At 48.9% G+C, this 12,630-nt stretch carries 8 protein-coding genes; 3 read left to right on the top strand and 5 right to left on the bottom strand.

The window, feature by feature from the left end; genetic code table 11:
• Positions 1-10: 10 nt before the first annotated feature.
• From ACUZ8J_RS10045 to ACUZ8J_RS10035, 3 genes are all read right to left on the bottom strand, one after another.
• On the bottom strand, positions 11-793 hold the full coding sequence (locus ACUZ8J_RS10045; RefSeq protein ID WP_446693745.1) for a CLCA_X family protein: 783 nt from the start codon (positions 791-793) through the stop codon (positions 11-13).
• Positions 794-1,126: 333 nt separating this feature from the next.
• Complete coding sequence (locus ACUZ8J_RS10040) at positions 1,127-2,380, bottom strand: AraC family transcriptional regulator ligand-binding domain-containing protein (protein ID WP_446693744.1); 1,254 nt, start codon at positions 2,378-2,380, stop codon at positions 1,127-1,129.
• Positions 2,380-3,345, bottom strand: a complete 966-nt coding sequence (locus ACUZ8J_RS10035) for a GGDEF domain-containing protein (protein WP_446693743.1) — start codon at positions 3,343-3,345, stop codon at positions 2,380-2,382. Before ACUZ8J_RS10035 ends, ACUZ8J_RS10040 begins: the two co-directional genes overlap by 1 nt.
• A 646-nt stretch (positions 3,346-3,991) precedes the next feature.
• Here ACUZ8J_RS10035 and ACUZ8J_RS10030 point away from each other — a divergent pair.
• The 3 genes from ACUZ8J_RS10030 to ACUZ8J_RS10020 all read left to right on the top strand — a co-directional run bounded on the left by ACUZ8J_RS10030 (position 3,992) and on the right by ACUZ8J_RS10020 (position 10,607).
• Complete coding sequence (locus tag ACUZ8J_RS10030; RefSeq protein WP_446693742.1) at positions 3,992-6,820, top strand: TonB-dependent receptor; 2,829 nt, start codon at positions 3,992-3,994, stop codon at positions 6,818-6,820.
• 24 nt (positions 6,821-6,844) lie between these two features.
• Entirely contained in the window at positions 6,845-8,782 is a 1,938-nt protein-coding gene (locus ACUZ8J_RS10025) for a phytase (RefSeq protein WP_446693741.1), read from the top strand.
• 232 nt (positions 8,783-9,014) lie between these two features.
• A complete protein-coding gene (locus ACUZ8J_RS10020; protein WP_446693740.1) occupies positions 9,015-10,607 on the top strand; it encodes an ABC-F family ATPase in 1,593 nt (530 codons plus the stop codon).
• A gap of 145 nt (positions 10,608-10,752) precedes the next feature.
• On the opposite strand, the gene ACUZ8J_RS10015 is transcribed toward ACUZ8J_RS10020, so the two are convergent.
• Together ACUZ8J_RS10015 and ACUZ8J_RS10010 are read right to left on the bottom strand one after the other, a co-directional pair.
• Complete coding sequence (locus tag ACUZ8J_RS10015) at positions 10,753-11,202, bottom strand: SRPBCC family protein (protein ID WP_446693739.1); 450 nt, start codon at positions 11,200-11,202, stop codon at positions 10,753-10,755.
• A gap of 98 nt (positions 11,203-11,300) precedes the next feature.
• The gene (locus ACUZ8J_RS10010; protein WP_446693738.1) at positions 11,301-12,380 is read right to left on the bottom strand and encodes a nuclease-related domain-containing protein; all 1,080 of its coding nucleotides are present in this window, start codon (positions 12,378-12,380) and stop codon (positions 11,301-11,303) included.
• Positions 12,381-12,630 lie beyond the last annotated feature (250 nt).

Raw genomic sequence — 12,630 nt, 5'->3', positions numbered from 1 at the left:
CGCCTCAGGTTTATCCGGTTTTCCCTAACGCCATACCTAATGGCTCAAAGTAGGCAATCAAGGCATTGAAGATACGTTGTCTATGTGGCTCATCGGGGTAGGCCCCTTCCTTTGCCAGCGCTGAATAGCGCGTGCCAGAGACTAAATAGGGATTTTGGATCCCTTGATAGGATTCGATACAGGCCTCAAAGGCCCTCGCCATCATTTCCGTCGGTTTAGCAAAATACTGCGCGCCATAACGCTTATCCAAGGCAATTGCGCGGCGCACGTAATCACTTGGCTCCAAATTGTCCTCGGAGAGCAAGGTAACCCGAAAGATCTCAGCTAAACGGAGATTAAGGGGATGCTCGATAAGTGGCTGATCCGCAAGCCAGAGATCGCTGGCGCACTTAAAACGTCCTGTGGCGCGCGAAAACGCCTTAGGGGCAACATAGTGGTCAAACGCATGCCAAAACTCATGGGCCAGCGCCCCAGCACCCGCATTTTTCGCTAATGCCAATTCTCGCGCACCTGGCGCATAGTGTGCCTGCACACCCTTTTGCCCACCATGGCCAAAGGCAAGCCTTAAGGTTTGCCTTAGCCCTAAGGTCAACGGCGGTAAATTGAGGATAAAGGCAAGATCTGCCAGCGAATCAAATACCAAATTCGCGGCAATTAATGACTCCTCGCGCGTGACCCAACGTCCCACACGTACATGGCTAAAACCAAAGGTTTGCTTCACATCGAGAAAGGTCATTTGCTCCCCAAAGCGATAATCGGGGCCATGACGATGGTATTGCTTATGGATTAGCACGCGATCCCTTAAAACGGCAAGTGAAAGGTCGAGGACGGTTATTCTAAGTGAAACAAAACAGCATTTATAGCCCAGCCCCTCAACGATACAAGGCGCTTTAATACTCACATACCTAATGGCACAGACACAAAATCCATTTTGAGTATTTATTCGCGCATTTGCATAAATAAAAATATAACCCCCGGGAATTTTCTAACAAATATGCAAATCAACGAATAGTCATTCAGAAATGGATTGAGGTGGCTTATTTATCATCAGTCTGGAGGGAAATCGCGGGGAGCTGTTGTTTAAGCTAATTGGGACCTGGCTTATGGGATCTAGGCTAATTGAGGTCTAGGCTAACCAAAAGCGGAAATACGCAGGCAGTTGACCTGTCCAACGTTTAAAGGAACGCCTGAAATTACTGGCATCACTAAAGGATAGAGAATTAGCAATCGTGTGCGCATCTTGCTCGGGTTCGGCTAAAAAATACAGCGCCCGGATCAAACGCGTTTCGTCGGCAAGTTGCCCGTAACTTAAGCCCATCTCCGTCAGGCGGCGTTTTAAGGTTGCAGGGCTCATCTCCAGCGATTGTGCCATCTCTGGCAAGGAAAGAGTGCTGCGCATCAGTTTAAGGCGGATCCCTCCCGCCAACCCAAGGCGAAACTCATGTGCTAACAACGCTTGGCGAGCCGCGTGGGTCATATTCGGCGCTGGAGCGATATTCGGCACTGACATTATGTTTGGCGCCTCACTCAACCTATTCTGTTGAGATACGATAGGTTGAGACGATGTAGCTTGAGTTACGATAGTTTGCGGCGCTATGGCTTGAGATACCATGGCCGGAGAGTCACCCACAGAATGACTAGCGCCATGATGGTGTGATTCATCATGGATGACACCATCATGAATGAGATTGTCATCCCACTCTTCCCCAGTTGATACGGCATAGGCCGCGCTCTGGCGTGCAAATAATGAGGGTTGGCGTAACTGGGCTTTAGTCATTGAAATTCGGCAAAGGGGCGCATCGAAACTTAAGTCGGTACCAAAGTATTTATAGTAATGGGCCAAATTATCCGGCGCGCGGTAGGGAAAACACAGACTGCCGCGCCAAGCTTGCCCAAGCAGCTGCTTACAGGCTGCGGTGAGCGACGACAGACTCAGCTCAATCAAAAATTGCCGATGGCGCTGCATACCTAAGTCGAGACTCAAGAGATAATGCCACTCATGCTCGCCTTGGCAGCACCAAGTTTGCAGCCAAGGCTGAGTGAGCCAATGATACTTATGCCAAACGCGGCTTAATGCCTGTAAATCCTGCGCGCAAAACATGGCCGCCGTCAGCGCGCCGCTTTGGGATGGCAACCAACGCTGACCCAATAAAAAACTTAAATCGCCGCTTGGCCACAGGGAGAGCGCATTATCCAGCAGTCGTGATAATTGCTTGGGACTAATAAGGTGATCGGGTTTACGAATATCCGCGATAAAAATCCCTGTCCCGCGCAGTAACTTATCAGTATCCAGTTCACGCTGCTTAAACAACATCACTAAACTTGCCACCAGCAATTGGCTATCGATACATTTATCCTGCCATGTGGCGAGCGCGCGCATCAGTTAAGCCCGCTTTCAGTCGAGGTGCTGCTCGAATGAAACGGCTGAGTGATAGGCGCCGCTGAGGCGCGATCCGCTTTTTGCTGTGATATTTTTTGATTCAACGATTGCAACAGCGTTGCAGCCTCAGCCTTTGGACTATTCTGCTTGTCCTGCCTATCCAATGCTTTAGGAGAGGGCAGCGTCCAAACCACAGAAACAGAGCAGCCAAACTCCCTCACCCCTTGCTGTATCTGCTCTGCCATCACACTCACTAATGGCGGAATGGCGCCGCGCATCAGAATGATAAAGCGATCGCCAGCATAACGGCAGACTAAATCCTGACTTCTTAGGCTCGCGCTTAGCCACAATGCCAACTGGGACAACAGCCTATCGCCCTCTTCGACGCCGTTTGATGTGTTGTATTGATGAAAATTATCGACATCAAGCATAATCAGACCAAATGATTGATTTTGCGATATTTGTCTAATGAGATGCTGTTCAAATGCCTTGGCATCATTGAGTAAGGTCAAGCCGTCGGTTAACTGATGTTCGCGGTGAAACTGCTCCCGAGTTTGTAGCTGGCGATTCACGACGGTCTGCTCATCGCGCCATAACCATAAACCGTAGGTCAGCACCAGCAGCCCGACAGGCGTGGGCATTTTTTCAAACCAGTTATATACAGGAATGGTTTTGACGATAAAAATCTCGTCCAGTAAATCCAAATAACACCCCAAACAATAGCTTGAGAGGCCCGAGATCAACAGATTTGTCACTCTACCCGAGGGGCGCACCGAGACCATCACCATCAGCCAGCACATGCCGAGCACGAATAAGGCGCCCTCGGTGACCACATCAAACCAATCCACCCCCGTTACGGTTTTGGCCGTGGTGCTCTGCCAAAGCAGTAATGGCACTATAAAGATGATCAGCAGACTCACGCCATAGACGCTGGCGAGTCGTAATGATTTTGCAGGAGTTTCCAAAATACACACCTTGTTTAGCCCTAAAGGGAGAATTAAGCCTTGATACTATGGGGACGCAAGTTAGCGGGCTTTTATGACAACTCGGTGACGTCACTTGTCGCGACGTTACGATAGAAAATGCAGGATATATCTATAACTAATTAAATTTAAAGCAAAAAACAACCTTTTCAGCTCACAATAAGCACTGCTACTGCGGCAAATTAGCTCAGGCAGTTTTCCGCTGAGTCGAGAAAAGTGCCATCTTCGCTTAATTTGAGTCCCTTTGAACTCAATCTACGCCGTATTCGCGGCCCCAAAAACATCGCATCCCGCCATAAAGTAACGAGCCAAAATCTAAACAAACACTCTCTAACCCATTCTAAAACTGCGTTATTTTCACTTCAAACGGGATTGAATGATTGAATCATGCAAGCGCCCTATAACAGCCAACACCTTCTTATATGACGCTGATTCTGTAAGCGTCATTTTGGCTCAGCCTTAGCTCAAAATCGCCATTTCAGTGGGTAAAAGCGAGCCAAACCGTACGGCTCAACTATCCCGTCACAAATCTGACATTTTGCTCCCCTAACTTGGCCGCCATTACAAATCAGCCTTCCCACAAGGCTTGCAATAACACTCAACTGAAACAACTGAAACGGAACTCAAGATGCAATCTCCAATCGCTCGACAATTAGGTTCTCTGCCGCCACAACAAGCGCATCCTGTCGCTAGGGTCCACAAACGTCTCACGTCGCGTCTCTCAGCCTTAAGCTTAGCCCTGGTGCTCGCTGGACTGAGTCACAATGCTCTGGCCATAGGCAAACTTGAGGGGCAAATTCGCGATAACAGCAGCCAACAACCCCTTGCAGGTGCGACCGTCACCTTAAAAGAGCTCAACCTTAGCCAGCAGGCAGGCCGTGATGGGCGTTTCTTTTTTGTCGGTGTGCAGGATGGCGATTACACCTTAGTGGTCAACTACCTAGGGGCGATGCCAAACGAGCATAGGATCAGCATTCGCGATAAACAAACCACACTGCAAGATATCAACTTAAGCAGCCAAGATGATGTGGAGCATATCCGCGTGGTCGGCCAACAAGGCGCATTAAGTAAATCCATGAACCGCCAACGCGGCGCCGATAACGTGCTGAGCGTGGTCAGTGCCGATGTGCTGGGGAATTTCCCCGACAGCAATATCAGTGAATCACTGCAACGGGTGCCAGGGCTGTCTATCGAGCGGGATCAGGGCGAAGGTCGCTTTGTGCGCGTGCGCGGTATGGCGCCTGACTATAACTCAGTGTCGATGAACGGCACGCGCTTACCCTCACCCGAAAGCGATCGCCGTGCGGTTGCCCTCGATGTGGTGCCATCGGATCTATTGCAATCGGTAGAAGTGAGTAAAACCTTAACACCGGATATGGATGCCGATGCACTGGGCGGCGCCATTGAGGTCAAAAGTCTGTCGGCCTTCGATCGCGATGATACTTATCTCAACCTCAACGCCGAGGCGAGCCAAGATACCTTAACCGACAATACCAATCCCAAACTTGCCGCCAGCTACAGCGATATCTTTGCCGACAAGCTAGGGGTAGCCATAGGTGCCAGTTGGTATAACCGTGACTTTGGCTCAGACAACGTCGAAACCGGCGGTAAATGGGAATTTGCCGGGGATAACGGCTTTGAGGATGCAGCGCTTGAATCCGTCGATGCACGGGATTATGAAATCAATCGTGAGCGTTTAGGCATAGGCGTGAACTTCGATTATCGGCCGAGCGATGATACCGATCTATATCTACGCACCCTTTACAGTGAGTTTGATGATACCGAAACCCGCAACAGCGCTAAAACCAAGTGGAAATCGCCGCAGCAAGAAAATGCCCTCAGCCAAGGCAAAACCACTCGCTCACTAAAATCACGCACCGAAAACCAAAACATCACCTCCTTTGTGCTCGGAGGCCAAACCCGCTTCGAACGCTGGACCTTCGACTATCAAGCGAGCCACAGCACCGCCAGCGCCGACAAACCGCGGGATATCGCCGGCGCCGACTTTGTCGCCAAGATTGATAACACGGGCTTTAGCAATACCAAACAGCCACAAATTATCGCCCCCGAAGACTATTACCAAAACGACAATTTTGAATTAGATGAGATAGAAATCGCCGCCTCCAAGGCCGAAGACACCATCAACAGTGGTCAACTGGATCTTACCCGCCAGTTAACTATTGCGGATTACAGTGTCGAGCTAAAAACTGGGGTCAAGCTAAGCCGCCGCGATAAATCCAATCGCGAAGATATTTGGATCTACAGCGACTTAGGCGATCAAGGGGTAAGTGATGAAGACTTGTTATTGAGTCAATATGCAGGCAATGAGCTTGACTATGACCTCGGCCGCTTTGGCAGCGGCATCAATGCTGCGCCGCTATGGCAGCTAATCGACAGCCTAGATGCCGACAGCAATCGCGATGATATCGAGTCCACCATTAACGATTTTGATATCAGCGAAGATATCAACGCCGCCTACCTGATGGGCCACATCGATATCGATAAACTGCGTATCCTAACAGGGCTGCGTTTCGAGCAAAATCAATGGGATTCTAGTGGCTACGGTTACGATGGTGCCAAGGGCGAATTTATCGATATCAAGCATTCCCGCGATGAGGATCATTGGCTGCCCGCACTGCACCTCACTTACCGCTATAGCGACAATACCGTGCTGCGCGCCGCTTGGACCAACACCTTAGTGCGCCCAACATTCGGCCAATTGGCGCCGGGATATTTGCTCGAAGAGGATGATGGCGATATCGATTTAACCTTTGGCAATCCAAAACTAAAGTCGCTCGAATCGATGAACTTTGACTTAAGCCTCGAGCACTATTTTGGCAATATCGGCTTAATTTCGGCGGGGCTGTTTTATAAAGATATCGACAACTTTATCTATCAGGCGGATTTAGCTGGCCGTGGCGATTATATCGATGCCCATAGCGCCGTCACCTTTGTTAATGGCGATAGCGCCGACATCTACGGCGTCGAGCTCAGTTATGTGCAAGAGTTTAACTTTTTGCCCGAGCCCTTTAATGCGCTGGTGCTCAACTCTAACCTCACTTACACAGATTCCAGCGCCAAGATCAGTTGGCTGGAGGATGGCCAATTACTGAGCCGTGATATTCCGATGCCAAGCCAATCGGATCTCACCGCAAACCTGTCCCTTGGCTATGAAAACAGCTACGCCAGTGTCTGGTTATCGGCGGCCTATAAATCCGAATATTTACAGGAAGTCACAGAGCTCAGTGATGAGCGCTACGATCTCTATCAAGACAATCACTTGCAGTGGGACTTTGTCGCCAAGGCCCATTTAACCAGCAATTTAACCTTGTATTTCAAAGGGGTGAACCTGACCGACGAGCCCTACTACAGCTACACGGGTGACAGCAGCTACAACGCCCAATACGAAGCCTATGGCCGCACTTTCCAGTTAGGCGTGCAGTACACCAACTATTAATCACCCATTGAAAAGAACGAAGATATGACAACACCATTTACCCAAATTAGTGCCATAGCTGTGACCTTAGGCCTTATCAGTGCGCCCTTGAGCGCATTCGCTCAACCCATCTCAGCCCAAGCTTATAAAGGCAGCCAAGCCCAAGCCTTGCTGTTTAACAACGATAACCACGCAGTACTCCCTGCCGCCGATTGGCTGTGGGTGAGTGAAAAGCAAGGTTTGATGCTACAAAGCATGCCAAGCGCGGATAAAACGACCCTGCCCGCAGCTAAAACCTTAGTCAAAGGCGAGTTTGAATTGTTCGCCTTTAGCGATCCCTATGCTTTAACGCTGGATCGCCGCGCCGATCGCATTCGCCCTATCATGGTCAAACAGATAGAAGGCAAAGTCGCGACTAATGTATTGCCACTGCTGCCGATGACATCGTTTGAAATCAATTGGATCTGCATTCAACCAAGGCCGCAGGATGGCAATATCTACGCGTGGTTTGGCGGCGAAGACGGTTATAGCGAGCAATGGCTGTTAGGCGATGCCGGACACTTTATGCCGAAAAAGCTGCGCAGTCAGGCAATTCCCGTCAATAGTACTAGCTGCGCCATCGACGGCGACACACTATTAGTCAGTGAGCCAGAAGCCGGTGTCTGGCAATTTGATGCCAGCCCCTTTGCCAACAATAGCGCTAAGTTGGTTCTCGCCGCACTCAATAATGATATCGCGGGCATGCAAGTCATCGATGGCAAGTTATTGTTAAGCGATAAAAAAGGTACCCTGACCTTAGATCAACAGCCGATTGCAAACTACAACTTAGGGAAGGTACAGGGTTTCAGTGGTTATCTAAACGGAACCAGCACCAACAAGGCAATCCAGTTTGCCCTCTATGATGATAAAACCGATCAGTACTTATTTAGCCAAGCAGTCTTACCTATAGACCAGAGTCAGTCAAATAACGAGTCCAGCGATAATACTGTCGAAATCCCTGCTTGGGTTGAAAGCGCCCCATCCGATAGACCCGGCGATACCATGGACGACCCAGCGATTTGGGTGCATCCAACTCAACCGGAAAAAAGCCTAGTGCTTGGCACCAACAAACGTTGGGGACTCTTGAGCTTTAATATGCGTGGTGAGCAGGTTCAAGCCCTGCCGTCGGGGCGTATCAATAACGTCGATCTGCGCCAGCAAGTGATGCTGGGCGGTAAAAAACGCGATATCGCCGTGGCGACCTTAAGGGATAACGACAGCCTCGCCTTCTATGAAATCGATGCTGAAGGGAAGCTCAACGAGTATCCCAATCAAGCCACGAATATGCTGGATATTTATGGCATGTGCCTGTATCAAGATGCCGATACCCTGTATGTGTTCGCCAATGAAAAATCCGGCCGCATCGCCCAATACCGCGTCGATTGGCAGGCAAATGGCCCAAGTATCGCGCTTGTGCGTGATATCCATACCCCAAGCCAAGTCGAAGGTTGTGTGGTCGATGAGGCTCAGCACGCGCTGTTTATTGGTGAAGAAGACAAAGGCATTTGGCGCTTTAATGCCAAGGCTAATGGCGGCACTCAAGGCGAACTCATCATTAAAGCCGAGGGCGACTTAGTCGCCGATGTCGAAGGGATTTCACTCTACCAAGGCGCAACTATTCACGGTAAAAAACAGGATCTGCTGGTGGTCTCCAGCCAAGGCGATAACAGTTACTTGCTGTATCAGGCGCAGCCGCCCTACGCCCAATTAGGCAAATTTCGCCTTGGGGTAAACCTTAACGGCATGGAAAATGGCCGTGAAACCAGTATCGATGGCAGCAGTGAAACCGATGGCCTAGCCGTGACTCACTTAAGCGTCGGCACGGGAGCTTGGCAACAGGGAATGCTAGTGGTACAGGATGGGCATAATCATTTACCCGATAATAATCAATCTTTTAAATGGCTGCCTTGGCGCAGTATTATCGAGAAATTATCGCTTAACTGAATATTGAGCCAGTTGAATGCCGCATGATCTGGCGAGAGGAATGATAACCGAGTCCGAGTGGCTCGGTTTATTTTTGCCTTGAACCTTTTTGCTTGAAACTCGCATCTTGAGCCTGAAATCGCTATACTCCGCGCCCAAATCATTTGGCCAATAACTAGCTCGATATTGCAATACTGTTTGCGGTTGTCAGCTTTTTAAGCCGTTATTAACGACTTTTTCCTAGGACATACCCTTGATCTCTACCGCAAATATCACCATGCAATTCGGCCCAGAGCCATTATTTGAAAATATCTCGGCAAAATTTGGCAACGGCAACCGTTATGGTTTGATTGGCGCAAACGGCTGCGGCAAATCGACTTTTATGAAGATCTTAAGCGGCGCCCTCGCCCCAACCTCGGGCAACGTGTCGATCACGCCGGGTTTGAAGGTCGGCACCCTAAGCCAAGATCAATTTGCCTTCGAGCAATACACGGTAATCGATGCGGTGATTATGGGTGATACCCAACTGTGGAAAATCAAGCAAGAGCGTGACGCGATTTATGCCAAACCCGATATGACCGAAGAAGACGGTATGCGTGTGGGCGATCTCGAGAGTGAATTTGCCGAAATGGACGGCTACAGCGCCGAGAGCCGCGCGGGCGAAATCCTCATCGAAGCAGGTATTGAAGAATCTTACCACTATGGCCCAATGTCACAGGTCGCCCCTGGTTGGAAACTGCGCGTGCTGTTAGCCCAAGCCCTGTTTGCTAATCCTGATATCTTGCTTCTGGACGAACCCACCAACAACTTGGATATTCACACCATTAGTTGGCTCGAAACTGAGCTGAATAAGCGCAAATGCACCATGATCATCATTTCCCACGACAGACACTTCTTAAATGCTGTCTGTACCCATATGGCGGATATCGATTACGGTGAACTGCGGATTTATCCCGGCAACTACGAATACTTCCTCGAGCAATCGGCCCTGCAGCGCGAACAACTGCTGTCGAGCAACGCCAAGAAGAGCGCCGAGATTGAAGAGCTGCAGGACTTCGTTAACCGCTTTGGCGCTAACGCTTCTAAGGCAAAACTGGCTAGCTCACGCGCCAAGCGCATGGACAAAATTAAACTGGACGAAGTCAAATCCTCCAGCCGTATCGCGCCATCGATTCGCTTCGCGCCGGGTAAGAAAATGCACCGTCAGGCATTGGTGCTTGAGAACCTCGCCCACGGTTTTGATGGCGAATTATTATTCGAAGGCGGCGATTTAATCCTCGAAGCCGGTGCAAAGCTTGCGATTATCGGCGAGAACGGCGTAGGTAAAACAACTTTATTACGCTGTTTAGTCAATGAGTTAATCCATAATCAAGGCGTGATTAAGTGGTCCGAAAACGCTTCCATTGGTTACTGCCCGCAGGACAGCACCAGCGATTTTGATAATGATTTGACTATTATTGAATGGATGGACCAATGGCGTCAGCCAAAACACAACGATTTAATGGTACGAGCCATGTTAGGTCGTTTGCTGTTTACCGAAGATGATGCCAACAAAAAAGCGAAAAACTGCTCAGGCGGTGAGAAAAACCGTTTAATTTTCGGCAAGTTAATGATGCAAGATATCAACGTCATCATTATGGACGAACCGACTAACCATATGGATATGGAAGCGATTGAATCCTTAAATAATGCCATCAAAGATTTTGAAGGCACATTGATTTTCGTCAGCCACGACCGCGAATTTGTGTCCTCGTTAGCGACCCGCATTATCGATATTCGGGATAAAAAATTGGTGAACTTCCAAGGGACCTTTGATGAGTATCTGGCAAACCTTGCTAGTGCATAATCCTGCTGCTGTTGTGCGATAAGCCTTTTGTAAAAGGCTTTATCAAATAGCCCAATAAAAAGACGCTTCACTCTACTCGAGATAAGCGTCTTTTTTATATCCCCCTCTCAAATCCCCCTTTTATATCACCCAGTGACTGACGGCTTCATTCTGTTTTCGCTTCCACCAAAGCCGCAAGTTGCGTTAATGATTCCTGCCAACCTAAGTAACACATTTCCTCTGGGATCACGGCAGGAATGCCCTCCTGAGTGATCTGCAAATTGGTGCCGCAGGAAACCTCGGTTAATTCGATAGTCACCTGCATCACCCCAGGCAGATGTTCATCATCAAATTGGTCGGTATGGCGAATAAGTGTGTTGGGGATAAGCTCGGTATAGACCACCTTAAAGGAGTGACTGTGTCCGGTCGCTAATTGGGTAAAGCTCATGGAATACCCTGACCCAACGGCCAATTCAAACTCATGAATCGTTCCCACAAAGCCGTAAGGTGGTAACCAACGCTCTAGGGCCGCTTTATCGGTAAATGCCTTGTAGACTAACGCCGCTGGCGCACGCAGCACTCGATGTAACCTCACTGTACCTGTGTTATTGGGCATATCCTTATCCTTCCAGTTGCTTCTAGGCCAATGATGTTCTTAAAGATAGCGCAAGAATCCCATTCGTTATCACCTGCGCGAGAATATTAATTATCCCCTTAACTTGAGATGGTTGGCTCAATACGGCGATGCTTAAACTGCATTAAGTGCAATGATTTAGCATCAGAGTCTGACTGCTGCTGGGCAATATCCAGCCGTTCTGCGGCGACAGTGAATGCCAGATTTGTGCAGTGAGAGGTTTCCGTTATTTGCCCTTTATATTGAGCGATTAAACTCAAAAGTCCCGACTCATTCACCACATTTTTAGGCAACGGCGTTTTAAAGCTAGCCTCATCGCTAAACACGACGACCGAATGGAGCCCTTCGACTAACCCTAAGCAATGGGCAACCGCCAAACAATGTTTATAGTTCTGATGGAGAGGATTTTTAAAACTGGTTTGCTTGGTATAGATTTTCTGCGTCCACTGCGATTGCTTCTCGCCGCCAAATATCCAGCCGGAGTAATTTTTAACTTCAAGGACGAACACGCCGAAATGGGTCAGCAAGACTAAATCCACTTCCGTCAAAGCAGGCGTACCTTCATTTATCTCATCCATGGGCAAAATTAAATTGCGATAAAGTCGGTAGTCCTCATCTTTGAGTCCCTGTTTCAGTAACTTAGCGACTCGCTTTTCCCCCTGTTGACCTAATCTTTCATCTCTGTATTGCCTAAGTGACGGACGAAATAACAAGGTCACTATCGCAAACAGCAGCAAAAGGATTGGAATAACCAAAATAATCGACAACGACTCGAACATTGAAGAGATGGGAGAAATGGTGCTTGGCGCGGACGTAGGTTTCGCAGTTACCACGGCAGGTATTATATTGGGTTTCTGTTTAGGCGCGTCGTGGCGAACCGTAGTGGGTGTTGCTGGCTGCCTTAGCGTGGATTTAACACCGTTGGCGACGGGCTGCTGGCAATGCTCGTCAAATCTTGCCTTAAGCTCTTGGTAGCGCGGCGTAGTGGGATGCCAATCTTGCATCTCACTTTGGATAAGAATACAGATGGCCTTAGAGTCTTGTTTTACCAACGCCCATGCCGTTGAGCAAGATAAGCCGATACTCAGAGCGCTCATCCACAAGATTAACGGTCGAAAAAACACGGGATAAGCCCACTTATCTTTTACTCGTCCCTTCACTCTGTCTGTCCTCCTGTACGGTTTTGTTAATGCCCATGGCGGTTATAGAACACTTATAGGCATGTGTTTTTATCTTACAAGATTTAGCCAGTGCTACATTTGACTGAAATGTATCATATCGGTCTCTCGCAACATAAATATCGAGTGAAATCACAGCTCAAGCACCGCATTTTCTCAACCTTGGTTTACACTCTTAGGGTATCGAATAAGCAGAAAATCCCACTAATTGTGCCGACTAATACTTATGAGG

It is taken from the genome of Shewanella sp. Koi 1, from assembly GCF_052907445.1.
The sequence above is the reverse complement of the archived record's forward strand: the minus strand, read 5'-3'. Positions and strand labels throughout refer to the sequence as shown.

Coding starts and splice junctions, on each gene's coding strand:
- ACUZ8J_RS10015 (WP_446693739.1), bottom strand. CDS start 11,202: ATGCCCAATAACACAGGTACAGTGAGGTTACATCGAGTGCTGCGTGCG.
- ACUZ8J_RS10025 (WP_446693741.1), top strand. CDS start 6,845: ATGACAACACCATTTACCCAAATTAGTGCCATAGCTGTGACCTTAGGC.
- ACUZ8J_RS10030 (WP_446693742.1), top strand. CDS start 3,992: ATGCAATCTCCAATCGCTCGACAATTAGGTTCTCTGCCGCCACAACAA.
- ACUZ8J_RS10040 (WP_446693744.1), bottom strand. CDS start 2,380: ATGCGCGCGCTCGCCACATGGCAGGATAAATGTATCGATAGCCAATTG.